Source organism: Candidatus Protofrankia datiscae, assembly GCF_000177615.2.
GTDB lineage: Bacteria > Actinomycetota > Actinomycetes > Frankiales > Frankiaceae > Protofrankia > Protofrankia coriariae.
In genome coordinates this window covers 2,226,532-2,249,241 of record NC_015656.1, presented here as the reverse complement: position 1 = coordinate 2,249,241, position 22,710 = coordinate 2,226,532, and the positions used below count along the sequence as shown (strand labels likewise).

Here is a 22,710-nt window from a genome sequence, read left to right as displayed (position 1 = left end):
GGCCGAACTCTGTGCGAGGTCAGGTGATGATGGTTCCGGTATCACGTAAACCAGTTACCCATGCGACACAATGCGGGGCAGTCCTGCTGGCGGTGCTGCTCTCCGTCGTACTTGTCGGCGCGTGCGGTTCCAGGACGACCGGCGGCGGGAGCGCGGCGCCAGCCGCCGCCGCGTCCGAGCCGGCAGGCGCCGAAACCCCCTACGAAGGCGCCTGTCCGAGCGGTGAGAACAGCAGGCCGCTGGCCAAGACCCGTTTCGCGCTGCACGCCGGTCTGGGGCTGGGCGCCTTCCACCGGTACATCTACAAGCCGGCACGGGAGGGGAAGTTCAGAGCGAACGCGGACAACCGGGGACGCACGCTCGCCAAGGCCGCGGTGGCCGGTCTGTTCACCGCCCACGAGCTCAAGGTCGCCAAGGGGTTCGCGGTGGCCAATCCGACGCTGTGCAACGCCATACAGTCAATCACCAACAATTTCACGGGTCTCGTCGACAAGCTCAAGAACGGCAGCGCGACCGAGGCTGACGTCGACGCCAGCCAGAGCTCCTTCGACGCGCTCCGACAGCAGGCCACCCAGGATGGTTTCGGCTTCAACGAGAAGAACGTCACCGTCCCCGGAGCCGACTGACGACCCCCCCCGGGGCGCGTGACCCGCATACGCGTGCGCCCCGAATCCGGTCGAACAGGCCGGTTGGCGCGCGGCTGTCCACATCGCGAGCCAACCGGCCGTTCCCGCGTGAAGCCCTGGCAGGACCGGCGCGCCGGTATGCCGGTATGCCGCCGCGGTCATGCCTTCCCGCCGGCGACGATCGCGGCGAGGGCGGTGGCGAGCTGTGTCTCCACGGCGGCCCTGTCGACGCCGAGCCCGGACAGCACACCGTCGCCGTCCTCCCGCTCCAGCAGGGCGAGCAGGATGTGCTCGGTGCCGACGTAGTTGTGACCCAGCCGCAGCGCCTCGCGGAAGGTCAGTTCCAGCGCCTTCTTCGCCGCCGTGTCGAACGGGACGAGAGCGGGCGCCGCGCCGCCGGGCGGGGCCGGCAACGCCGCGGCCGCCGCCGCGCGGACGGCTTCCGCCCCCGCTCCCAGGACCTGCAGGATGGTGACGGCCAGGGCCTGCGGGTCGACGAGCAGCCCCAGGATCAGGTGCTCGGGCCGGATCTCGTGGTGGCCGGACCGTTGGGCCTCGTTCTGCGCCGCCATCACGACGTTGCGCGCCCTCGGGGTGAACCTCCCGAAGCCCTGGCTGGGGTCGAGGTCGGCCGCCTCGTCCGACTTCTTCGCGGAGCGCTTCTGCGCGGCCTGCTTCGACACGCCCATGCTCCGGCCGATCTCCGTCCAGGACGCGCCCGAGCGCCGGGCCTGGTCGACGAAGTGGCCGATCAGGTGGTCGGCGAGCTCACCGAGGCGGTCGGCGGCGACGACCGCACTGGAGAGCTGTTCGAGAACGTCCGGATGCACCTTCTTGATTGCCTGGATCAGGTCGTCGAGCCTGATCGGGACACTGGGAGTCACCGGATTCGCCATGCGTCAACCATAGATTGACGCACAAGAGGCGTCAACCAAAAATTGACAATCCGAACTTCGGGATCAGTCGCGCCACGAGTCGACGCCCCCGCAGCGGAAGCGGTCCCCAGACGGCCGCGGCGTCGGACACGAACCTGTCGTCAACGCCCGCGCGAGCGCCCCAGCGGTGGAAGACCTCCCGCAGCGCCTCGCCGCTGCCCCGCGACACCAGCATGATCACAGCGATGCGTCGACCGCTACGGGTGATCACGATCGCCTCACCATGCTCAGCGTCACTGAGAAGCGCGCTGAAGTTCCAGGACGCCTCGGAAGCCGTCATCACCCACATGAGATTCATAGCGGCTGATTCAGACCGCCGGCGCCCCGTGATGATCTTCCTGGTACGCGAGCCGGACGGCCGGGAACGACCCGCGTGACGCGGCGGCGCCCGTCGGCCGTCGCGCCACGAGCGGAGAAGCGGCCGACTGTGCCGGCATGCCGTTTCGACCTGAAACGGGACGTTGAAAGATCTTGAAGATGGGCAGGGGGTCGTCGATGATACGGCGGGCGGTGGGTGGAGCTGGGGGACGAGGCGATGGCACGGATCGGGTTCGCGGCCGACAGCGAGAACGAGTGCGTCCACGCAGTGCGCGAGTTCATCCGTACCGAACATGAGCTGGTGTTCCCGAGCGAGTCCACGGTGTGGACCGACATGTCACGTACCGTTGCCGAGTCGGTCGTCGCCGGCGAGATCGACTACGGGGTGCTGATGTGCTGGACGGGCACCGGCACCGCGATAGCGGCCAACAAGGTACGTGGTGTGCGGGCGGCCACGGCCGCCGACGCGTGGACGGCCCGCGGCGCGCGGCTGTGGAACGACGCCAACGTCCTGGCCCTGAGTCTCAAACGCCTGGCCCCCGACGTCGCCGTCGAATGTGTACGCGCCTTCCTGGAGCAGACCGAGCCCGACCCCGAGGAACTACCCGTGATCCAGGGCCTGCGCGACATCGACGGCTGACCGCGCCCCGGTAGCGCGGGGCCTACCGGCCGGGAAGTTTCGCCGACGGCGGGTCCCATCTGCCGCTGTTCGCCATCGGATGGACATTCGGGCAGACGGCACCGGGTCGCCGGTCGCCGGCCGCCGGTGCTGATCTCGGCGGGGCTGCTGATCTCGGCGGCGGGCTTCGGCTGGCAGGCCGCGCTGCGGACGGACACGCTCGTGGCGCTGGGCGTGATCGGCCCGGGTGTGCTGGTCTTCCTCGGTATCGGTGTCGCGCTGACCCCGGTCGCCGTGACGGCCATGGCAGGCGTGCGGCCGCAGGACGCGGGTGTCGCCTCCGGTCTGGCCAACGCGGCCCGGCAGGTGGGCGGTTCGTTCGGCCTGGTGGTGCTGACCTCGCTGGCCGCCGCGCACACCAGCTCCCGTCCCGACGGCTCCGGGCCGCATCCGAGTGGCGCGGCCCTCACCTCCGGCTATGACCTGGCCTTCATCACCTCCGCGGCGATCCTGGTGGGCTGCGTACTGATCACACTGCTGTTGCCCTGGCCGCCGAGGCCGAAGCCGAAGCCGGCGGCGGTGCCGGAGGGCTGACCGACCGACGGCTGGCAGCCGCCCGGCGGCCGTCGACGGGCAGCGCGATCCGAAGGAGCCACCGCCGTGAGCCAGTTGACGATCACCGACCGGCAGCGGGCCGCCCTGCGTGAGCTGGCCGTCTTCCCGCTGCTGGCGGGGATCCACGGCCGCCGCTCCCGACGCTTCCCGGTGGGCGGGGAGATCCCGGCCGGTCCGCTGGCGTTCCGCAGCGGCAGGCCCGCGCAGTGGGTCCTGCCCAACCCCACCGGCCTGCCCGGCGTCTTCGAGACGCTGTCGCGTCCCCTGTCCACCCACGCCCACCACCAGAACACCTGGCACTGACCAGAGCCCGCGATCCGCTCTGGCGAGAGCATCCCAGAGGATGACGTCGATGTTGCCCGTGAGGGTGTCGTCCTTGATGATGCGGGACAAGCCGGGCCCTGCCCCACCTCGGACCTGCGCCGGCCGGGCTGGGAAACCTCGCGATCACGGACGGTGCGCGAGCGGCGGGTGGGCCGCCCCACCCAGAGATTCCCTGTGTACACAATTCTGGGTACGCTTTTGGTGTGGACGACAGCCAGAACGAGCTGAGCGCGAGGGATGCCCGTGCCCACTTCGCAGAGGTCATCACCCGCGCCCAGGGCGGAACGCCCACCATCATCACGCGCAACGGCCAGGCCGTGGCCGCGGTCGTCCCCATCGAGGACTTCAACGCCCTTGAAGACGCCATCGACCGGTATTTCGCCCGGGAGGCCGACCGCGACCTGGCGGAGAACCCCGACGCCCCCACCTACAGCATGGCCGAGGCCATCGCCGCGATATTCGAGGACGAGCCCGACCATGGCGTCGCGTGAAGTACGCGTTCCGATGGCGCGAACGGGCGGTCAGGCAGCTACGGGCCATCCCACAACCAGCCGCGCTGACAATCCTGCGGGCCCTCACCTCGCTCGGGGACGATCCGCGCCACCCGGACACACATGTGAAGAAGCTCGCCGGATACGAAGACCGCTATCGGCTGCGGGTCGGCGACTACCGGATCATCTACGACGTCCTGGACGGACAGCTCATCATCCTGGTCGTAGGAGTGGGCCACCGCCGGGAGATCTACCGGATGACGTGACGGACGGCCGACGACTGTGGATGCCCAGCCATCTGTCCCACCGCTGCGGGCTGTGTCATCCGTTCCGGGTCTGAGCGAAGCGGACCGCCTTCTGGATCGGCCCGAGAACGACGATGAGATCGTCGGCTTTGACGACCGTGTCGGGATGGGCGTAGTCGAAGTCCGCGCCGACGTGTTTTATACAGACGACCGTGACGCCGTGACGGCTACGGATCCCGGTCTGGCCGAGTGGCTTTCCCACGATGTCGGCCGGCGGACGGGTCTCGACGAGCGCGTAGTTGTCAGACAGTTCGACGTAGTCGACCATCCGCCCGGTGACCATATGGGCGACCCGCTCGCCCATGTCGTGTTCCGGGTAGACGACGCGGTGGGCACCGACCCGGTCGAGGATCCGGCCGTGCGCCCGGCTGACAGCCTTCGCCCAGATCTGGGCGATGCCGAAATCCACGAGCAACGAGGTGGTGAGGATGCTCGCCTCGACGTCGGTGCCGATCGCGACAACAGCCCGGTTGAAGTCGCCCGCACCGATCTGGCGCAGCGCCTCCTCACTGGTGGTGTCGGCCTCGACCACGTGGGTGAGCTGCGAGCTCATCTCCTGAACGGTCTTCCGGTCGGTGTCGACACCGAGGACCTGGTGGCCCAACCCGACAAGCGTGCCAGCGAGTGCGCTGCCGAACCGGCCGAGCCCGATGACAAGGACGGCGTCCGGCTGAAACCTAGCCAACGATGGGTCGCTCCTCTGGTAAGCGGTAGAACCGGACCTGCTGGCGCAGCGCCAGCGCCGAGGCCGCGGTGACCGGCCCGATCCGGCCGATGAACATCAACACAATCAGCGCGGCCTGAGCCGGGCCGGGCAGCTCAGCGGTGATCCCGGTGGACAGGCCGACCGTGCCGAACGCGGACACCGCCTCGAACAGCACCCGGTCGAGGGCGATGCCACTGGTCGCGAGCAGCAGCAGGGTGCCAAGGAAGGAGACTCCGACGCCGAGCAGGGCCACCGCCAGCGCCTGGCGCTGCGCGGCCGGCGCCACCCGCCGCCCGGCAACGTCCACGTCGTTCGCGCCACGGGCCTCCGCGATAATCATGAAACCGAGGATCGCGAACGTGGTCACCTTGATGCCTCCGCCGGTGCCCGCCGACCCGGTGCCGATGAACATCAGAGCATCGGTCACCAGCCACGTCGTCTCGTTCATCGCCCCGAAGTCGAGCGTGTTGAACCCGGCCGTACGCGGGGTCATACCCTGGAAGAGACCGGCCAGGGCTTTCTGCGGTACCGCCAGCGGCCCGAGTGTCGCCGGGTTCGTCCACTCGAGCACCAGCTGGGCGCCCACGCCGATGGCAGCCAGCACCGCGGTCACCCAAAGGGTGATTTTCGAGTGCAGGGAGAGCCGTCGTGGTCGCCGCCAGGTGCGGCGCAGCTCGAACAGGACCGGGAAACCAAGACCGCCCAGCACAAACGCCACCAGCACAACCAGGCTGATCACAGGGTCTGTGACGAATGATGTCAGGTTGTTCGGAAACAGCGCGAACCCGGCGTTGTTGAACGCCGATACCGCATGGAAAATCCCCTGCCAGGCCGCCGAATGTAACGCGGTATCATACGCCGTCCAGAACCGGAGGGTGAGCACGACCGCGACCCCGGCCTCCACGATCACGCTGAGCACGACGACGCCGACCACGACCCGGCGCACGGACCCCAGACCCAGCGTCTTGGTCTCGCTGGCGGCCAGGAGCCTGCCGCGCAGACCGAGCCGGCGGCTCACGAGCAACGCGAGCAGGGACGCCGCAGTCATGATCCCAAAGCCGCCAACCTGGACCAACAGCACGATCATGGTCTGGCCGAACGGGGTCCAGTAACTGGAGGTGTCGACTACGACATGGCCAGTCAGACAAACCGCCGACGTCGCGGTGAACAGGGCCACGAGCGGAGGCGCGCCGCCATGCCCCGCGCGGGCGTAGGGGACCATCAGCGCGAGCGTCCCGACCACGATCGCCGCGGCGAAGGCGGCCACCACGTAGAGCGCGGGGCCACGTCTGCCCCCATCCGACCGCGTCATCCGGCGACCGCGCCCTCTGTCATCGGGCTCCGACGCATCCCACGCCAGCCGACCCTAGCCGAGAATCCGGACGGCGGACCCAAACAGACCTCAACTGCCCCATGTCAAGACCCAGTTCACCGCCCCGCGGCGAACTGGTGGTGAGCGTGGGTGGGCCGGTAGGCGCCGGGAACGAACAGGTAGCTGTTCACGGCATCGGCCAACTCCTGCCGGGACACATGTCGTCCAGAGCCCGATGGCGATCGAAACCAGAGACGGGCGCTACGTAACCGGGTGTTCGGCTGCCGGATATCCGGAACACATCCGCAGCCACCTCTCCTCGCGTAGGCGGCTGGGCGGCATGCGGTATGTCTTCTGGTACCAACCGTGTACCAGCATCATGGCTGTGAACCTTCGCCTTCGTCCCGAGGTCGAGGCCGAGGAGGTCGAGGAGGTCGAGGCCGCGCTATGCGCCGAGGCGGACCGGTCCGGCCGTTCGCAGCAGGCAATCCTTCGCGAAGCTGTCGACCGGCACCTCAGGACGCTCGCCGCTGGCGGACCGACCTCGCCCGACACCCGGGAGCCGCTGCTCACCGCGGGGATCGTTCTCCCACCACGCACGCCGTATCGTCACGTCACACCCACGCTCACCCTGCCCGACGGTACGACCAGCCTCGACCTGCTCGACCGCGCCGACCGACTGTAGAAGCGTGCGTATCTACCTAGACAGCAGCGCGATCCTCAAACGGCTGGTTGCCGAGACGGACTCGCTGGCCCTGGTCGCGGCGGTCGACAAACATCACGAGGACGGCGATCTGCTGGTGTCGTCATCGCTGGCGTGGATCGAGGTGACCCATGCGCTACGTGCCCGGTTCGGCACTGACTCGGCGTCCGCGACCGTCCACGCGGACGCCGCCCTGTCCGGAGTAGCCGAGCATCCGCTGTCACCCGAGGTGGTGAGCCTGGCGCGACGGATCGGGCCAGCGGTACTCCGGTCACTGGACGCCATCCATCTGACCTCGGCGCTCCTCCTGGACGCCGACCAGATGCTGACCTACGACGACCGGCTCGCGATGGCCTGCGCCCAGTCCGGCCTCGTCTTCACCGCCCCGGGCCACTAGTAAACTGTCGCTGCTTAGTTCTGGTGTGTCTTGTGTCTGGGTGAGAGGGTTGGGTCTGGCAGGTCTCCCCGTCCCTCTGCCGGTCAGGACTGTGTCGTGGGTTCGCAGAAGAAGTGGCCGGTCACCTTGACCGAGGCTGATCGTGACGAGTTGGTTCGGGTGACCTCGACGGGGGTTCATCCGGCGTCGATGATCCGGCGGGCGCGGGTCCTGCTCGCGTTGGACACCTCGGTCGGCCCGGTTGCCTCCCAAGAAGAACTCGTGGTCCGGGTCGGGGTCTCGGGTGAGACGCTGCGGCTGGTCGCGAAGCGGTTCACCGAGACCGGTGGGGATGTGGGGGCCACGATCGGTCGGAAGGCACGGGAGCTTCCCCCGGTGCCTTCCCCGGTGACCGGCGAGGTTGAGGCCAGACTGATCGCGCTGGCATGCTCGCAGCCACCGGCTGGTTATGCACGCTGGTCGCTGCGGCTGTTGGAAAAGCACGTCGCGCTGGTCGCCGACATCCCGGACCTGGACCATTCCACCATCGGCCGGGTCTTAAAAAAACGAGGTTGCGTCCTCATCTGAGGAAGTGCTGGACCATCCCACCGAGGGCGAACGCGCAGTTCGCCGCGCGGATGGAAGACGTTCTGGCGGTCTACGCCCGGCCCCACAACCCGGGCGTGCCCGTGGTGTGCATGGACGAGAAGCCCTACCAGCTGTTGGCCCACGCCCGCGACCCGATCCCCGCCACGCCAGGGCGTGACCGGCGCGAGGACTCCGAGTACGTGCGCCACGGAACCTGCTCGATCTTCTGCTGGGTCGAGCCACTCGCCGGCTGGCGCCGCGTCCAGGCCACCCCACGGCGCACCAGGATCGACTGGGCACACCACGTCAGGCGCCTGCTCACCCTCGACTACCCCGACGCCGAACGGGTCGTGCTGGTCATGGACAACCTCAACACCCACGACATCTCCTCGCTCTACGAGGCCTTCGACCCGGCCGTCGCGTTCGCACTCGCGCAACGACTCGAGATCCACCACACCCCCAAACACGGCTCCTGGCTCAACATCGCCGAAATCGAACTCGCCGCCCTGACCCGCCAATGCCTCGACCGCCGCATCGACACCCTCGACGTCCTGAACACCGAACTCGACGCCTGGCAGACAGCCGTCAACGCCAACCAGCGCCAAGTCAACTGGCACTTCACCACCGATGACGCCCGCACCAAACTCCGCCACCTATACCCCACACATTAGCGGCGACAGTCTACTAGCCTGACCAAAGTCATCGAGCCCACAAGGTCGGTGTGGCCGGTCAGCGGCTGGCTGAGAGAGTGGGCACGCAAGCTGGCGCCTGCCTCTAGAGGACAACGACGGGACCCCCATCCCTCAAGATCAATAAATCTCACCGGAGCCAGGGTGGCTCAGGGTGCGGACGGCAGGATGCGGGCGCGTACCTCGCCGAGGCCGATGACGGTTGCGTCCGGGCCGGGGGCGGTGCCGGTGATGACGACCTCGTCGCCGTCCTCGAGGAAGTCCCGTGTCGAGCCGTCGGGGAGGGTCAGGGGCTGTGTCCCGTTCCAGGTGAGCTCGATGAGCGATCCGCACTGCGCGCGGGTGGGCCCGCTGACCGTGCCGGAGGCCAGCAGGTCCCCGGTGCGCAGCGACGCGCCGTTGACGGTCAGGTGGGCGAGCTGCTGGGCCACCGTCCAGTACATGCCGGCGAACGGCGGCCGGGAGAGCAGGTGCCTGTTGAGGGAGATCTCAAGCTCGATGTCGAAGCCCCCCGGCGGCGCGCCGGTGTCGTCGAGGTAGGGCAGTGGACGCGGGTCGCGCGGCGGGGCCGGCACCCGGGCGTGCCGCAGCGCGTCGAGCGGCACGATCCACGCGGAGACGGAGGTGGCGAACGACTTGCCGAGGAATGGGCCGAGCGGAACGTACTCCCAGGCCTGGATGTCGCGGGCGGACCAGTCGTTGACCAGGCAGACGCCGAAGACGTGCCGCTCCGTCTCGGCCAGCGGGACGGGGCGCCCAGGCCGCGAGGGGGTGCCGACGACGAAGCCGACCTCGGCCTCGATGTCCAGCCGCGCCGTCGGCGCGAACGTGATCTCGCTGCCCGGGGCGCGCAGCTGCCCGCGCGGGCGCACGACCGGTGTCCCGGAGACGACCATGGTGCCGGATCGGCCGTGGTAGCCGATCGGCAGATGCTTCCAGTTGGGGGTGAGGGGGTCGCCGTCCGGGCGCAGGATGCGGCCCAGGTTGGTGGCGTGGTGTTCGCTGGCGTAGAAATCCACGTAGTCGGCGACCGTGAACGGCAGGCGCGGCGTCGCCGTGGCGGCCGGTACCAGCAGCGGCTCGACGGCGCGCCGGTACCGTTCGTCGGCGAGCCAGCGCATCACCCGGGAGCGGACCTGTGACCACACCGTGGGGCCGGCGGCCAGCAGCCGGTCGAGGCTGCCCGCGGTGAACAGCCCGGCATGCTCCGGCAGGAGCGCGCCGGCGGCCGCGGTCAGATCCAGGATGTGCTCGCCGATCGCGACGCCGACGCGCGCGCCCGGCGCGTCCGGCGTGGTGAAGCTCCCGTAGGGCAGCGTGCGTATCCCGAAGGGATGGTCGTGCTCCACCTCGACCCAGGACGCGCGGGACGCGGCGGCGTCGAGCGGCCCGGCCGGCGGCCGGGTGTCCGGCGTCATCGGCTGTCCGGCGTCAATGGGTGCTCGGTGTTATTGGGTGCTCGGCGTCGTCGGCTGTCCCCGTCCGCCCAGGTCCAGGCGTAGCGGCCGTCGTCGCAGGCGAGGGCACCCTCACCGAGCTCGAGCGGACGGAAGGTGTCGGCCATGACCGCGAGCTCGTCGACGGACTCCACCCCGAGTGAACGCTCCACCGCGCCCGGCTGCGGGCCGTGCGTGTGCCCGCCCGGATGCAGGCTGACCGAGCCCGGCCCGATGCCGGAGCCCCCGCGCGCCGCGTAGTCCCCACCGCAGTAGAACATCACCTCGTCGGAGTCGACGTTGGAATGGTAGTAGGGCACCGGCACGGCCAGCGGGTGGTAGTCGACCTTGCGGGGGACGAAGTTGCAGATCACGACGTTGCGGCCGGCGAAGACCTGGTGGACGGGCGGCGGCTGGTGTACCCGTCCGGTGACCGGCTCGAAGTCGGCGATGTTGAACGTGTAGGGGTACAGGCAGCCGTCCCAGCCCACCACGTCGAACGGATGGCTGAGGCAGCGGTAGCGGGTCCCGGCGACACCGCCGTTGGCACCGCGTGAGTGGTGGTGCCTGACGAGCACCTCCACGTCGGTTCCGGTTACCAGCAGCGGCCCGGCGGGCGGGCGCAGGTCCCGCTCGCAGTACGGTGCGTGCTCCAGGAACTGCCCGTGCCGGGACAGATAGCGCGGCGGCGGGGCGAGGTGGGAGTTCGCCTCGATGACGTACACGCGCAGCGGCGCGGCCGGGTCCGGGATCCAGCGGTGGGTGACACCCCGGGGTATGATCACGTAGTCGCCCTGGCGGGCGTCGAGCGTGCCGAAGACCGTCTCCACGGTTGCCGCGCCGGCTTCGACGTACCCGCACTCGTCGCCGGTGGTGTTGCGGTACAGCGGGCTGGCCGCGCCCGCGACGACATAGCAGATGCGCACGTCGGCGTTGCCGAGGATCAGCCGCCGTCCCGTGACCACGTCGACGTCCCCGGGCTGTTTTCCGGGCTGTGTCCCGTCGAACAGTGCCGGCAGCCGGAAGTGCCGGGGCAGCAGCGGGATGTTCGGGTGGGTGGTCAGGTCCGCGGGCGTCCAGGGCGCGGCGTCGACGATCGCGGCGGGCACGCCGGTGTGGTAGAGCAGCGCGCTGTCCCCGGCGAAGCCTTCCGCGCCCATCAGCTCCTCGCGGTAGAGACCTCCGTCGGGGCGGCGGTGCTGGGTGTGCCGTTTGGGCGGAACGTCGCCCACCGCCCGGTAGTGGGGCATGGCATGTCCTTCCCGTCCGGCGTCTGCCGGTGTCTTCGGCGTTTTCGGTGCCTCCGGCGTCCCCGCTGTCAGCGGCGTCAGAGGTTGCCGCGTCTGGCCTGCTCACGCTCGATGGCCTCGAACAGCGCCCGGAAGTTTCCGACGCCGAAACCGAGCGCCCCGTGCCGCTCGATGAACTCGAAGAACACCGTCGGCCGGTCGCCGATCGGCCTGGTGAAGATCTGCAGCAGATAGCCGTCCTCGTCGCGGTCGACCAGGATGCCGCGGGTACGCAGCTCCTCGACCGGTACCCGCACCTCGCCGACGCGGGCGCGCAGCCCGGGGTCGCGATAGTAGGCGTCCGGGGTGTCGAGGAACTCCACGCCCCGGGCCCGCAGGACGTCCACGGTGGTGATGATGTCGCTGGTGGCCAGCGCCAGGTGCTGGACGCCGGGACCGTCGTAGAAGTCGAGGTACTCGTCGATCTGGGAGCGCCGGGCGCTGACAGCCGGCTCGTTGAGGGGGAGCTTCACCCGGTGGTTGCCGTTGGTGACCACCTTGCTCATCAGCGCCGAGTACCTGGTGGCGACGTCCCCGCCGACGAACTCCGCCATGGTGGTGAAGCCCATCACCCGGTTGTAGAAGGCGACCCACTCGTCCAGCCGGCCCAGCTCCACGTTGCCCACCACGTGGTCGAGCGCCTGGAACAGCCGGCCGGGCCCGCCTGCCGGCCGCGCCTGGCCGGACGTGTCACCGGTGTCACCGGTGTCGCCGGTACGGCGGGTGTCGCTGGTACGGCTGACGTAGCCGGGCAGATAGGGGCCGGTGTACCGGCTGCGGTCGACGAGGCTGTGCCGGGTCTCGCCGTAGGTGGCGATGGCGGCGACGCGGACGGTGCCGTGCTCGTCGCGCAGGTCGTGGGGCTCCTCGACGACTGTCGCCCCCCGCGCGCGGGCGTGGGCGACGCAGTGGTCGACGTCGGGGACCTCCAGGGCGATGTCGATCACCCCTTCCCCGTGCCGGCGGTGGTGGCGCAGCAGGGGGGACGCCGGGTCGACCCCGCCCTTGAGGACGAACCGGACCGCTCCGGAGCGCAGCACGTACGCCTTGTGGTCACGGTTGCCGGTCTCGGGCCCGCTGTAGGCGAGAAGTTCCATGCCGAACACGGTCTGGTAGAACAGCGCGGCCTGGGTGGCGTTGCCGACCGACCACACGACAGCGTCCCAGCCCGAGACTGGGAAGGGGTCGGCGGCCGTGTCGTGCTCCACCAGCCCGACGAGGCGGCGCATCTGGTCGAGGTCGGGTTCCGCCGACCGCTGCCAGCTGGTGGAGGTCTCGCTGCCGCTCATGACCGAGCCTCCGTGGAGTCGAGGACGGGGTTCCTGCCGGACAGTAAGCACACCGCACGAACAAATACCTGTGCAACTTCTCTGTTCGGCCAACCGGGACACCCCACAGTGGCTGAGCGAGCCCACGGCGCCGGCACCGGGCGGGGCGGAACGGGCCGCGCCCACCGCGCCGGATGCTTCTCCCCCACCGGACCTCTCGGCATCGGACGGGCGGCCGGCCGCCGGGTGGCCGCGGGACTGTCCGGCGGCGGGCAGCGATGACACGGTCCGCCGCCAGGACGGTGGCGACCCGTTGCCGCGCGGTGGCGGCCCGCTGCCGCTCCACCACCGGTGGTCCCGTCCACGGCGGGACGTGTGGCGCTGCTCCACCACCAGTGGTCCCGGCGTTCCTGGCAATGGTCCCGGCATTTTCCGCGATGGTCCTCAGGTGATGCCGACAACCGGGCGTGGCCTGGCCCGCGGAGGCAGAATTCGTGACGGCCGGTCGTCAGCCACCGTGACAGTGTCCGTTTCGGAGTGGGACAACGCATACCGTCGACGCCGACGGTGACCGTGGTACAGCAAATACCGTTGCCCGGAGTACTGTGGGCCCGGACCGCCATCCGGCCCGGGCCGGTTCCTGTGACATACACGTACTGCGCCGGGAATAGTCCCCGCCCGGCCCGGCGCATGGCCTAACGTGAACGAGACGCGGCTACCATTTCGTTTTCGGGAGTTCGCGTTGCTGCAGGTTCTATCGGATGAATGCGTTGGGAGGTAGGTGTTACCCGTGCAGAACGACAAGAATTCGATAGTCCGGAGGGTCCTCGCCGGCGCGACCGTGGCGCTCGGTGCCGCGGCCTTCATCGGTCTGGGCACCTCTGTCGCAACCGCAAGCAGCGTAGACGCCGGTGCCACCACCGTCGTGGGTGCTGACGCGGGTGTCGGTGTCGGCCCGATCGTCGGCCCGGTTGGCCCCATCGGCCCCGTGGGTCCGGTCGGCCCCGTCGGGCCGGTCGGCCCCGTCGGCCCTGTTGGCCCTGTTGGTGTCGGCCCGATCGTCGGCCCGGTTGGTCCGATCGTCGGTCCGGTCGGCGTCGGCCCGATCGTCGGCCCGATCGTCTGACCAGCACCAGCACCTGACTGGCACCAACACGGTGTGACGGCGCGACTCCGACAGCAACTCGCCGACAACAAGTGGTGAGCGGACGTTGAGCCAGCATCATCGAAATACAGCTCGATCGCACCGGCGGGACCGGCACCGATGACGGATCCCGCCGGTGCGCCTTCTCCCGGGCGCCGCCAGACCCGCCCCGGTTTCGGGCAGCACCCGCGGCCGGGGCGAGCCGGGCAGCCAGCGTCAGAAAAGCTCAGAAAAGGCGGCGCAACAGCTTCTTCTTCCATGCCGTGCGCGGCGGGTAGAGCAGCGGCGGATCAGGCCGGGCCGGTTTCGTGACGACCGCTCGGCGGTGACTGAACGCCTCGAATCCCCACCGGCCGTGGTAGGCACCGATCCCGCTGTCACCGACTCCCCCAAAAGGCAGCTGCGGGACGAGGATGTGCACCGCCAGGTGGTTGACGACGACACCGCCGGAGCTTGTTTCGCGCAGCACCCGCCGCACCACCGTTTTCGAACCGGTGAAAAGATACAGGGCGAGCGGCTTCGGCCGTGCGTTGACAAAAGCGATCGCCTCGTCGAGGGAGCCGACCGTCAGAACGGGCAGAATCGGCCCGAATATCTCCTGGGTCATCAGCTCCGAGGCCGGGTCCGGATCGAGCACGACCGTCGCCTCGACGGTGATCGTGCCGGGATCGCCGCCGCCGCCGACCACGACCTGCCCGCGGTGCCCGTCGAGCACGCGGCGCAGCCGGTCGAACTGCCGTGCGTTCACGATCCGCTGCACGGACTCGTCCCGTTCGAACCGTTCCAGCGTGGCCCGGACCCTGGCAACGAACTCGTCCCGGACCGAGCTGTCGACGAGAACGTAGTCGGGGGCGATACAGGTCTGGCCGGCGTTCAGCAGCTTCACCGAGACGATCCGCTGGGCGGCGACGTCCAGGTCGGCGTCTGGCATGACGATGACCGGGCTCTTGCCGCCCAGCTCCAGGGTCACCGGGGTGAGGTGCCGCGCCGCGGCCTCCATCACCTGCTTACCGGTCTCTGTTCCGCCGGTGAAGAAGACGTGGTCGAGCCCCTGCGCCACCAGCTGCCGGGTGACGGTGGCATCCCCCTCGCACACGGCGACCGCGTCCGCGTCCAGGTACTCCGGCAGCAGGCGGGCGAGCAGCGCGGAGGTCGCCGGCGCGTGCTCGGACGGCTTGACCACGACGGCGTTGCCCGCGGCGAGCGCCCCGACGAGCGGGGACAGCGTCAGGTAGACCGGGTAGTTCCACGGGCCGACGACAAGCACCACGCCCAGCGGTTCGTACTGGTAGAAACCCCTGTCCGGCAGCATGTTCACCGGCAGCGACGTCCGCCGTGGGCGCACCCATCCCCGCAGGTGCCTGCGGGCGTGGGCGGCTTCGGCGCGGGTGCCGGCGATGTCCCCGAACCAGGCATTGTGGGCGTCACGCCCGAGGTCGGCGCCGAGCGCGGCGACAATGTCGTCCTCCCGCTGGGTGAGCAGGCGTTCGATCGCGCCGAGCTGCCGCAGCCGCCATGCGACATCGCGGGTGCGGCCCGTCGCGAACGTCCGGCGCAGCCGCTCGACCGTCGCGGCGGCATCGGGCCGGGCCTGCGCAACCGGTCCCGACGTGACCACGGCCATGCCCGTCCCCGCCTTTCCTGCCCGGTCGGTCCTCGTCCCCGGTGTCCACTGTCGGTCCCCGTCGGAGACACGCCCCAATGACCAGCGTGCGCCAGATTCCATGTTTCCAGATTCCATGTTTTTGGACGGCTCCGCCGAGGTGGCTCCACCTGAAATCGTAACGGCCGGAAAAGCTTCGCCGGCGGTGCGACGAGCACAAAGTTTAATGATCATGAACGCCTGGAGCGGCCACCGGCGCGAGCTCACGCGGGCCCGCTCCCCCGGCCGTGGCACGAGGCCCCCAAGACAACCGTGCCCAGACGGCATCAACCACACTCAGGTGGCATGGGGCACAACCACGGCCGTTCCACCCCCGCGCATGGTCACGCGGCGCCCGGCAGAACGTCACGCAGGGCCGCGACCGCGATGGCCGCGGCCATCGCGGTGATCCTCGTCCTCACCGTCGCGGGCGCCGTCCTGCTGTGGCCGAACACCACCCCCCGCCACGCCCCGAGCCAGCTGCGCGACCTCACCGGCGGCGCCCCCGACCTCGTCGACGCGACGATCGGACGCGCCGGGCAGGGCCCCTGCCCGGACCCCACCGGCGCGGGCCCCTCCCCCGCCGCCTGCGACCAGCTCGACATCGTCCTGACCGGCCGGCCCGCGCCCGGCAACCAGATCCATCTGGACGTCCCCGTGGATCCGACCCGTCCCGCGTACGAGCCGGGCGACCGGATCCGCCTCGCCCCGACGGTCGACACCAGCGGGCAGCCCACCTACTACATCGTGGACTTCCAGCGCGCGGCGCCGCTGGGCTGGATCGCCGCGCTCACCGCCGTCATGGTCGTGGCCGTCGCCCGCTGGCGTGGGCTCGCCGCGCTCGCCGGCCTCGTCCTGACCTATCTCGTGATCGTCAGGTTCACGCTGCCGTCTCTGCTCGACGGGCACTCCCCCGTCGCGGTGGCGCTGACCACCGGCGCGGCGCTGATGGTCGGCCTGCTCTATCTCGCCCACGGTGTCTCCGCCCGCACCACGGTCGCGCTGCTGGGCACCCTCGCCAGCCTCGCTCTGACCGCCGCGCTCGGTGCCGCGGCCATCGACCTCGCCCACATCACCGGCCTCGGCTCCGACGAGGACGTCACCCTCAAGGCCTTCGCCGGCGAGCTCAGCCTGCCCGGTCTCGTGCTCGCCAGCGTCATCATCGGCTCGCTCGGACTGATCAACGACATGACCGTCACCCAGGCCGCGGCCGTCTGGGAGGTCTCCGACGCCGCCCCCGACACCCCGGTGCGCCGCCTCTACCGGACCGGGATGCGGGTCGGACGTGACCACATCGCCTCCAGCGTCTACACCCTCGCCCTCGCCTACGCCGGTGCCGCCCTGCCCACCCTGCTCCTGTTCACCCTCGCCGACCGCGCCAGCGCGGACGTCGCCACCTCCGAACTCGTCGCCACCGAGATCGTCCGTACCGCTGCCGGCACCGTCGGCCTCGTCGCCTCCGTGCCCTTCACCACCGCCATCGCCGCCCTCGTCGTCTCCCGCCGCCGGCCGGCGGACGCGGGCACGGACGCGGCCTCACCCGACACGGATGGTGCCGCCGTCACCGGTCGCGCCCGACATCCCGGCTCCGGCTCAGCCGCGTCATCCCCGTCTGACGCGGATGGCGCTGTCGCCGCTGGCCACCCCGCCGACACCCAGCCGTTGACCTATCGCGCGAGCCCTGGCCGTTCGTAGCGGCGAACCGCGCTCCTCCGCTGCGACACCCCCCGCGGCGCCTCGGGGCGTTCCCGGCCGTCGCTCGGCCGCTCGGCGCGCCGCCGGTCAGCCGCCCGCCAGGCCCGCCCGGCACACCACCCTTAACGAAAACGATTACTATTACAGTATGCTGTGCTGATCGTAGCAGTGTCGCCACGACCTCGGAGCCCAGCATGAAGATCGCGTTCGTCGGCAAGGGCGGCAGCGGCAAGACCACGCTGTCCGCGCTGTTCTGCCGGCGCCTGGCCGCCCACGGCCACCCCGTCCTGGCCATCGACGCCGACATCAACCAGCACCTCGGCGCCGCCCTCGGCCTCGACGACGACACCACGCCACCCCCGATGGGCGAACACCTCGATGCGATCAAGGACTATCTGAGGGGAGACAACCCGCGCATCCCGTCCGCGTCGGTGATGGTGAAGACGACCCCGCCCGGCTCCGGATCACGGCTGCTGTCGGTGACCGGCCACAACCCGCTGTGGGCACGCTTCGGTGTCGACGTCGCCGGCGTGCGGCTGCTGGCCACCGGCGCGTTCACCGAGGACGACCTCGGCGTGGCCTGCTTCCACTCCAAGCTCGGATCCGTCGAGCTGCTGCTCAACCATCTGCTCGACACCGCGGGCGAATACGTGGTGGTCGACATGACCGCCGGCGCCGACGCGTTCGCCTCCGGCCTGTTCACCCGTTTCGACCACACCTTCCTGGTGTGCGAGCCCACCCGAAAGGCAGTCGCGGTGCACCGGCAGTACCGCCGATACGCCGCCGACTTCGACGTCACCCTCTCCGTGATCGGGAACAAGGTCACAGACGACGAGGACGTCGCCTTCCTGCGCCGGGAGGTCGGTGACGACCTGCTGGTCTGTCTCACCCAGTCGACTCCGGTGCGCGCGATGGAACAGGGCCGGCCGTTCGGCATCGGCGACCTGGAGCCGGCGAACCTGGCAGCGCTGGACAAGATCCGGCGCGGCGTCGACAGCACCGTCCGGGACTGGGACCGCTTCGTCGCCCAGATGCACGACATCCACCTGCGCAACGCCGTGGCCTGGGCCAACGACGCGACCGGCGTGGACCTGGCCGACCAGATCGACCCCGGCTTCCGGCCCATCCCCGGGCTGGTACCAGCGGCCCGCACCGCGCCCGACCGCGGCACGCCCAGCCGCAGCGTGCCCAGCCGCCCGGCATCCGGCCACACCGCCGGCCGGATCGCCTGACCGGGTCGTTTCGGCGGGCCGGCGAGGACGAACATGAGTGACACCGCGGACGTGATCAGTCGTATTCAGCGGATCCAGGATCTCCTCAACGACCCGCCGAACCGGGAGGTCGTCCTTGACGGGCTGTCCGCGGCCACCGGGCGGATCGCGTTACCCCGAGCGCGGCCGGACATCCCGGTCGGCCTCGGCCAGGTCCTTGCGGCCCGCAGGTCCCATTATCGATTTCATGCCGACCCGCCCGACGCGCGGGAGCTGTCGTCGCTGTTGCGGTGGGCGCTCGGGCCGCAGCGGACGGTCCGGCTGCCCACCGGCGCCGAGCACCGGATGTGGATGGCCCCGTCCGCGGGCGGGCTGCCGTCGCTGGCGGTATACGTGGCGGTCAGACCCGGCGGCGACCTACCCGGCGGGGTGTTCCGCCACGAGGCCGACGACGATCCAGACGTCCAGCATCTGGAGACGCTGTGGTCCGGCGACCCGACGGCGGCGCTGCGCTCGGTGCTGGCCCAGCCCGACTTCGCCGAACGGACGCCGATCACTCTCCTTCTGGTCGCCCGGCTGGACATCACGCTCGTGAAATACCCGATCCGCCACTACCGGACGCTGCACGTCGACTCGGGCATCGCCGTCCAGAACCTCTACCTGGTCGCGACCGCCCTCGACCTGGCCGGCTGCGCGGTAACAGGCTTCGACGACCACCTGACCACACAACTGCTACGCCTACCCGACACGATGTTCCCCACAGCCCTGTTCCCCCTCGGCCGGCGGCCGGCATAGCCGGCCGCTATCCCCCACCGGCCGGCGGCCGGCATAGCCGGCGGCTATCCCCCACCGGCTGGCGGCCGGGTCAGAAGAAGCCCTGGTTCGGCGGCGGGGTGCCGTTGAGTACGTAGCGGCCGACCGTGACAGCCTTCAGCGTCTTGGGGTTGTGCGCGGTGATGGAGCGGATGTTGCGCCAGTGCCGGTCCAGCGCGAGGCTGGCGCGCACCATCGACCCGCCGCCGACGTCGAACAGCTCCGAGGCCGCGCGGTTGGCCAGCTCGTCGATGACGACCTTCGCCTTGGCGTTGGCCAGCGCCGCGCGCAGCGACAGCTTGTACTCCTGCTGCGTGCCGTGCGCGGCGTACGCCTGCTCCAGCGCCGCGGCGGCGGCGAGCACCAGCGTCTCGGCGGTGTACGCCTGGCTGGCCAACAGCCCGACGCTGTACTGGAAGATCGGGTCCTCGGCCGGGGCGTCGGCCGGCGCGTGGTAGAAGGTCCGCGGCTTGCCGCGGACGTGGTCGGCGGCGTCGCGCACCACGCGGCGCAGGATGCCGACGATCATCGCGTTGAGCTGGATGTGGAAGTACGTCGCCCGCCACGGCAGGGCATCGGAGTCGGCGTCCCGTCCGCCCTTGCCGAAGTAGTCGCCCGGCTCGATCACCACGTCTTCGAACGTCACGGTGCCACTGCCGGTGAAGCGCTGGCCGAAGCCGTCCCAGTCGTTGTCGCGTCGCACGCCAGGGCGGTCGCCCTCGATGATCACCTGTACCTTGCCCCCGTCGATGTCGGTGACGCCGACGACGATCCGGTCCATGTAGAGGCTGCCGGTGGTGTAGTGCTTGGTGCCGTTGAGCCGCAGCCCGTCCGGCGTGCGGGTGATCGCGGTCTCGTACGGGAAGTCGGTGGCACCGGCCTTCGCGCTCAGCTCGGTGGCGGCCGAGCCGATCAGTTCGCCGGCGGCGACGCGCTCAAGCCACTTGCGCTGCTCGGGGTCGGAGCTGCGCAGCAGGTTCTCCACGACGCCGAAGTGGCTGCGCAGGATGTGTGCCACGTTGGGGTCGGCCGCGGCCAGCTCGATGAACACCTCGTACAGCTCGACCAGCGACGCACCCCCGCCGCCGATCCCGCGCGGCAGCCGCAGCGCGCCGAGACGGGCGCGCCTGATCGCCTCGATCGCCTCGAACGGCGGCTTGCCGCGCTGTTCGCGTTCAATCGCGCCCTCGGCGACGTGTGCGATCAGCTTGGCCAGTTGTGGCGAGCCGAACGTGACGGCACGGGTGTCCTCGGCGGCGTTGGTCATTCCTCCAGCCTGGGACTCCAGTCTCGCCCGATCAACCAGGTTCGGCTAACGGGCCCGGTGCGCCTGCGCTTAACTGTTCGGCCGCCTGTCCGGGGTCGTTCTCGGCGTGGAGCTCGGACCCGTCCCGCCCGGTCGTCACCGGCGCTGAGCCCGGCTGACGCCGCGAACCCGTAGGCCCGCTTAACGGAAGCGGTAGCTGTTTCCCCTTTTTCCGACAGGCAATGCGCGTCAATGCTGGTGATGTGGCCCACCGTACCCTGCACCTGAACGTCAACGGCAACGGGATCGCCAAGCCGCCGAACAGCTGGCGGCCAGGCACGCCGACGCCGTCTTCTGCGCCGAGCACAGTCTGCGGCAGGGCATCGAGTTCGCCCGCAAGGTCAGGACGCGGGCCCGCGAGGTCTACGGCCGCAACCCCGACGAGGTGTTCATCCTCCCCGGGCTCTGGCCGGTGCTGGGCAGCACCGAGGCCGAGGCCCGCGAGCGGCACGACCTGCTCGCGAGCCTCAACACCGACAACGAGGACAACTTCGCCGCGCTGGCCTGGCAGCTCGGCGTCCCGGTCGAGAGCCTGAAGCTGGACAAGGCGCCGCCGTGGGAACTGTTCGACGCCCCAGGCTGGAAGCCGAGCAGTTACGGTTTCGCCCGCTCCGTGCTGGCGACGGCACGCAACGAAAACCTCACCGTACGCGATCTTCTTGACCAGACGATCGCCGGCGGCGGGCACCGCATGGTGGTCGGGACGCCGGAGCAGGTGGCCGACGAAATCGAGGCGTTCTTCACACACGGTGCCGCGGACGGGTTCAACCTGAATCACGACTTCTACCCCGATGGCCTGGATCTCATCGTCGACCACCTCGTGCCGGAGTTGCAGCGGCGTGGGCTGTTCCGCCGCGAGTACGAGGCGACCACGCTGCGCGGCCACCTCGGCCTGCCGATCCCGGACCGGGCCGCGGTCGGCGTATGACCACCACTGTCGTCGTCGGCAACCCGAGGCCGGCTAATGCGGCAGGGGGAAATCTCGGCGGGGTTTGCCCACCGTCGCGAGCTGGTCGGGCAGGCGGGTGCCGCCGCGGAACGGGAGGCCGACCGAGGAGTTCGAGTACAGGCCCGGCGCCAGCGTGTGGACGACGCGCATGCCGGTCGGGCGGACGTCGTCGGTGGTGACGTCGACCGACACCACCGGATGGCCGGCCCGCGCCAGCGCCGTCGCGAGCGGGGCGGGATCGGTCGTAGCGGCGAAGGGGGCGTCGGCGTCGAGGGCCTCCCAGGTGACCGTCCCGGTGACGGCGTCGGCGAGTTCGGCCGCCAGGCGGTCGCGCATCCGCGGGTCGAGGAAGAGCTGGAGGTGGGTGCAGTATTCGACGATATCGGCGAGGTCGTCCCGGCAGTCGTCGAGGTAGCGCCGGTCGGCCCGCCAGCGCTTGAGCGGGCTGTCCGGGCGGTTGGCGGCACGCATGTACGGGCCGTCCGGGTCGTCGAGGTCGCCGACGAACATCTGTAGCTGGAAGGCCTCGGCCAGCGCCTTGCGCATCGCCGGCTCCGCGGTGGCCCGGCAGGCCGCGCCCATGCTGAGGTAGCCGCTGGCCTCGTCGAACACCAGCGCGCCGATCACGACCATTCCGAACTCGTTCGGGAACTCCAGGAAACGGGTCGTCAGGCTCCCCCGCGCCCCGGTTCCCAGCTTCGCCAGCCAGGGTGGGGGGATCACCTCCCGCAGCGGCCGGCGGCCATGCCAGGCCATGGTCACCGCGTCGCGTTCGAGCATCTGGCACAGCGCCGACCACTGGGCGCCGGCCTCGCCGACACCGGCGGCCAGCCCGGAGCTGAGAACCGGATTGAGAAACGGCACGCCGCGGGCGGGCGCCTGATGCGCGTACGACACCCAGACGAGGTTCGCCGGCACCCAGACGGCGGCCCCGTCCGGCAGCCGGGCGCCGAGCGCCCATTCCAGCTTGTGGTTCTCGCTGAACTCGACGAACGGGAAACGCGGCGAACGGTATTGTTCAGGGGCGAACAGCACGACCGAACGCGGGTCGAGAACCTGGTGGCCGGACGCGGTGAGCTCGGCGAAGGTGGCCCGGTGCAGCCCGGCCGGCACCAGGTTGCCGCAGTAGCGCTCGACGGCCTCCCCGACGGCCGGCCCGATCGCGGCGGCCTCGTCCAGCAGGGCGTATCCGGCCCCGGCGAAGTCGCTGGCCCAGGGGGAGAACCTCGTGGTGTCGGAAAGCACCGCGGTGACCATGAAGAATTCCGCTGGCAGGGCGGGCGCGACGGTATTCTTTTCGAGTCGGCGAATGATGCCCGTACGTGGGTCGAGAATCGTGGAGATGTCCAT

General features: G+C 70.1%; 25 protein-coding genes. 15 read left to right on the top strand and 10 right to left on the bottom strand.

The features are described from left to right. The first annotated feature begins 26 nt into the window (after nt 1-26). Entirely contained in the window at nt 27-626 is a 600-nt protein-coding gene (locus FSYMDG_RS09280; RefSeq protein WP_013873289.1) for a hypothetical protein, read from the top strand. Between the two features lie 158 nt (nt 627-784). Here the strand turns inward: FSYMDG_RS09280 and FSYMDG_RS09275 are convergent, their stop codons facing one another. Continuing rightward, entirely contained in the window at nt 785-1,522 is a 738-nt protein-coding gene (locus FSYMDG_RS09275; RefSeq protein ID WP_013873288.1) for a Clp protease N-terminal domain-containing protein, read from the bottom strand. A gap of 31 nt (nt 1,523-1,553) precedes the next feature. Beyond that, a complete protein-coding gene (locus tag FSYMDG_RS26045; protein ID WP_165001661.1) occupies nt 1,554-1,841 on the bottom strand; it encodes a type II toxin-antitoxin system Phd/YefM family antitoxin in 288 nt (95 codons plus the stop codon). 255 nt (nt 1,842-2,096) lie between these two features. Between FSYMDG_RS26045 and FSYMDG_RS09265 the strand changes: the two genes are divergently transcribed. From FSYMDG_RS09265 to FSYMDG_RS09245, 5 genes are all read left to right on the top strand, one after another. Beyond that, complete coding sequence (locus tag FSYMDG_RS09265; RefSeq protein WP_043605870.1) at nt 2,097-2,519, top strand: RpiB/LacA/LacB family sugar-phosphate isomerase; 423 nt, start codon at nt 2,097-2,099, stop codon at nt 2,517-2,519. 126 nt (nt 2,520-2,645) lie between these two features. Further along, complete coding sequence (locus FSYMDG_RS09260) at nt 2,646-3,092, top strand: hypothetical protein (RefSeq protein ID WP_043603335.1); 447 nt, start codon at nt 2,646-2,648, stop codon at nt 3,090-3,092. Between the two features lie 66 nt (nt 3,093-3,158). Next, nucleotides 3,159-3,416, top strand: coding sequence for a hypothetical protein (locus tag FSYMDG_RS09255; RefSeq protein ID WP_013873285.1), 258 nt, complete (start codon nt 3,159-3,161; stop codon nt 3,414-3,416). Nucleotides 3,417-3,640: 224 nt separating this feature from the next. Continuing rightward, on the top strand, nt 3,641-3,928 hold the full coding sequence (locus FSYMDG_RS09250; RefSeq protein ID WP_013873284.1) for a type II toxin-antitoxin system Phd/YefM family antitoxin: 288 nt from the start codon (nt 3,641-3,643) through the stop codon (nt 3,926-3,928). Beyond that, a complete protein-coding gene (locus FSYMDG_RS09245) occupies nt 3,925-4,194 on the top strand; it encodes a type II toxin-antitoxin system RelE family toxin (protein WP_013873283.1) in 270 nt (89 codons plus the stop codon). The genes FSYMDG_RS09250 and FSYMDG_RS09245 overlap by 4 nt, the downstream gene beginning before the upstream one ends. Before the next feature lie 55 nt (nt 4,195-4,249). Here the strand turns inward: FSYMDG_RS09245 and FSYMDG_RS09240 are convergent, their stop codons facing one another. After that, nucleotides 4,250-4,918 carry a potassium channel family protein gene (locus tag FSYMDG_RS09240; RefSeq protein ID WP_013873282.1) on the bottom strand — a complete coding sequence of 223 codons (669 nt, stop codon included), beginning with the start codon at nt 4,916-4,918 and terminating at the stop codon, nt 4,250-4,252. Beyond that, nucleotides 4,911-6,251, bottom strand: coding sequence for a TrkH family potassium uptake protein (locus FSYMDG_RS09235; protein ID WP_013873281.1), 1,341 nt, complete (start codon nt 6,249-6,251; stop codon nt 4,911-4,913). Before FSYMDG_RS09235 ends, FSYMDG_RS09240 begins: the two co-directional genes overlap by 8 nt. Before the next feature lie 385 nt (nt 6,252-6,636). Between FSYMDG_RS09235 and FSYMDG_RS09230 the strand changes: the two genes are divergently transcribed. From FSYMDG_RS09230 to FSYMDG_RS28220, 4 genes are all read left to right on the top strand, one after another. Continuing rightward, nucleotides 6,637-6,936, top strand: a complete 300-nt coding sequence (locus FSYMDG_RS09230; RefSeq protein ID WP_043603332.1) for a hypothetical protein — start codon at nt 6,637-6,639, stop codon at nt 6,934-6,936. A gap of 4 nt (nt 6,937-6,940) precedes the next feature. Further along, nucleotides 6,941-7,351, top strand: a complete 411-nt coding sequence (locus FSYMDG_RS09225) for a type II toxin-antitoxin system VapC family toxin (protein WP_013873279.1) — start codon at nt 6,941-6,943, stop codon at nt 7,349-7,351. A gap of 96 nt (nt 7,352-7,447) precedes the next feature. Then, on the top strand, nt 7,448-7,918 hold the full coding sequence (locus tag FSYMDG_RS28225; RefSeq protein WP_043602714.1) for a helix-turn-helix domain-containing protein: 471 nt from the start codon (nt 7,448-7,450) through the stop codon (nt 7,916-7,918). Then, the gene (locus tag FSYMDG_RS28220) at nt 7,903-8,589 is read left to right on the top strand and encodes an IS630 family transposase (RefSeq protein ID WP_237702726.1); all 687 of its coding nucleotides are present in this window, start codon (nt 7,903-7,905) and stop codon (nt 8,587-8,589) included. Before FSYMDG_RS28225 ends, FSYMDG_RS28220 begins: the two co-directional genes overlap by 16 nt. 167 nt (nt 8,590-8,756) lie before the next feature. Here FSYMDG_RS28220 and fahA read toward each other — a convergent pair whose 3' ends face one another. The 3 genes from fahA to hppD all read right to left on the bottom strand — a co-directional run bounded on the left by fahA (nt 8,757) and on the right by hppD (nt 12,621). Continuing rightward, the gene (gene fahA, locus FSYMDG_RS09210) at nt 8,757-10,025 is read right to left on the bottom strand and encodes a fumarylacetoacetase (RefSeq protein ID WP_013873278.1); all 1,269 of its coding nucleotides are present in this window, start codon (nt 10,023-10,025) and stop codon (nt 8,757-8,759) included. Then, nucleotides 10,022-11,293, bottom strand: coding sequence for a homogentisate 1,2-dioxygenase (locus FSYMDG_RS09205; RefSeq protein ID WP_013873277.1), 1,272 nt, complete (start codon nt 11,291-11,293; stop codon nt 10,022-10,024). Before FSYMDG_RS09205 ends, fahA begins: the two co-directional genes overlap by 4 nt. Before the next feature lie 77 nt (nt 11,294-11,370). Then, entirely contained in the window at nt 11,371-12,621 is a 1,251-nt protein-coding gene (hppD, locus tag FSYMDG_RS09200; RefSeq protein WP_013873276.1) for a 4-hydroxyphenylpyruvate dioxygenase, read from the bottom strand. Between the two features lie 769 nt (nt 12,622-13,390). Between hppD and FSYMDG_RS26805 the strand changes: the two genes are divergently transcribed. Next, complete coding sequence (locus FSYMDG_RS26805; protein WP_013873274.1) at nt 13,391-13,726, top strand: hypothetical protein; 336 nt, start codon at nt 13,391-13,393, stop codon at nt 13,724-13,726. Nucleotides 13,727-13,970: 244 nt separating this feature from the next. On the opposite strand, the gene FSYMDG_RS09190 is transcribed toward FSYMDG_RS26805, so the two are convergent. Continuing rightward, nucleotides 13,971-15,368 carry an aldehyde dehydrogenase family protein gene (locus tag FSYMDG_RS09190; protein WP_013873273.1) on the bottom strand — a complete coding sequence of 466 codons (1,398 nt, stop codon included), beginning with the start codon at nt 15,366-15,368 and terminating at the stop codon, nt 13,971-13,973. 405 nt (nt 15,369-15,773) lie between these two features. Between FSYMDG_RS09190 and FSYMDG_RS09185 the strand changes: the two genes are divergently transcribed. The 3 genes from FSYMDG_RS09185 (at nt 15,774) to FSYMDG_RS09175 (ending at nt 19,087) form a co-directional block, all read left to right on the top strand. Beyond that, nucleotides 15,774-17,081: a YibE/F family protein gene (locus FSYMDG_RS09185; protein WP_013873272.1), complete on the top strand. Its 1,308-nt coding sequence runs from the start codon at nt 15,774-15,776 to the stop codon at nt 17,079-17,081. 194 nt (nt 17,082-17,275) lie between these two features. After that, nucleotides 17,276-18,313, top strand: coding sequence for an AAA family ATPase (locus tag FSYMDG_RS09180; RefSeq protein WP_013873271.1), 1,038 nt, complete (start codon nt 17,276-17,278; stop codon nt 18,311-18,313). A gap of 33 nt (nt 18,314-18,346) precedes the next feature. After that, the gene (locus tag FSYMDG_RS09175; RefSeq protein ID WP_013873270.1) at nt 18,347-19,087 is read left to right on the top strand and encodes a SagB family peptide dehydrogenase; all 741 of its coding nucleotides are present in this window, start codon (nt 18,347-18,349) and stop codon (nt 19,085-19,087) included. Nucleotides 19,088-19,157: 70 nt separating this feature from the next. Here FSYMDG_RS09175 and FSYMDG_RS09170 read toward each other — a convergent pair whose 3' ends face one another. Further along, the gene (locus tag FSYMDG_RS09170; RefSeq protein ID WP_013873269.1) at nt 19,158-20,372 is read right to left on the bottom strand and encodes an acyl-CoA dehydrogenase family protein; all 1,215 of its coding nucleotides are present in this window, start codon (nt 20,370-20,372) and stop codon (nt 19,158-19,160) included. A gap of 304 nt (nt 20,373-20,676) precedes the next feature. On the opposite strand from FSYMDG_RS09170, the gene FSYMDG_RS09165 reads away from it, so the two are divergent. Further along, the gene (locus FSYMDG_RS09165; protein ID WP_083828212.1) at nt 20,677-21,339 is read left to right on the top strand and encodes an LLM class flavin-dependent oxidoreductase; all 663 of its coding nucleotides are present in this window, start codon (nt 20,677-20,679) and stop codon (nt 21,337-21,339) included. Between the two features lie 33 nt (nt 21,340-21,372). On the opposite strand, the gene FSYMDG_RS09160 is transcribed toward FSYMDG_RS09165, so the two are convergent. Further along, nucleotides 21,373-22,710 (bottom strand): YcaO-like family protein, encoded by a 1,338-nt coding sequence (locus FSYMDG_RS09160; RefSeq protein ID WP_013873268.1) that lies wholly within the window; start codon nt 22,708-22,710, stop codon nt 21,373-21,375.

Excerpts from the sequence above, each read along its gene's own strand:
- FSYMDG_RS09280 (WP_013873289.1), top strand. The coding sequence starts at position 27 with ATGATGGTTCCGGTATCACGTAAACCAGTTACCCATGCGACACAATGC.
- FSYMDG_RS09275 (WP_013873288.1), bottom strand. The coding sequence starts at position 1,522 with ATGGCGAATCCGGTGACTCCCAGTGTCCCGATCAGGCTCGACGACCTG.
- FSYMDG_RS26045 (WP_165001661.1), bottom strand. The coding sequence starts at position 1,841 with ATGACGGCTTCCGAGGCGTCCTGGAACTTCAGCGCGCTTCTCAGTGAC.
- FSYMDG_RS09265 (WP_043605870.1), top strand. The coding sequence starts at position 2,097 with ATGGCACGGATCGGGTTCGCGGCCGACAGCGAGAACGAGTGCGTCCAC.
- FSYMDG_RS09235 (WP_013873281.1), bottom strand. The coding sequence starts at position 6,251 with ATGACGCGGTCGGATGGGGGCAGACGTGGCCCCGCGCTCTACGTGGTG.
- fahA (WP_013873278.1), bottom strand. The coding sequence starts at position 10,025 with ATGACGCCGGACACCCGGCCGCCGGCCGGGCCGCTCGACGCCGCCGCG.
- FSYMDG_RS09205 (WP_013873277.1), bottom strand. The coding sequence starts at position 11,293 with ATGCCCCACTACCGGGCGGTGGGCGACGTTCCGCCCAAACGGCACACC.
- hppD (WP_013873276.1), bottom strand. The coding sequence starts at position 12,621 with ATGAGCGGCAGCGAGACCTCCACCAGCTGGCAGCGGTCGGCGGAACCC.
- FSYMDG_RS09190 (WP_013873273.1), bottom strand. The coding sequence starts at position 15,368 with ATGGCCGTGGTCACGTCGGGACCGGTTGCGCAGGCCCGGCCCGATGCC.
- FSYMDG_RS09185 (WP_013873272.1), top strand. The coding sequence starts at position 15,774 with ATGGCCGCGGCCATCGCGGTGATCCTCGTCCTCACCGTCGCGGGCGCC.
- FSYMDG_RS09180 (WP_013873271.1), top strand. The coding sequence starts at position 17,276 with ATGAAGATCGCGTTCGTCGGCAAGGGCGGCAGCGGCAAGACCACGCTG.
- FSYMDG_RS09175 (WP_013873270.1), top strand. The coding sequence starts at position 18,347 with ATGAGTGACACCGCGGACGTGATCAGTCGTATTCAGCGGATCCAGGAT.
- FSYMDG_RS09170 (WP_013873269.1), bottom strand. The coding sequence starts at position 20,372 with ATGACCAACGCCGCCGAGGACACCCGTGCCGTCACGTTCGGCTCGCCA.
- FSYMDG_RS09160 (WP_013873268.1), bottom strand. The coding sequence starts at position 22,710 with ATGGACATCTCCACGATTCTCGACCCACGTACGGGCATCATTCGCCGA.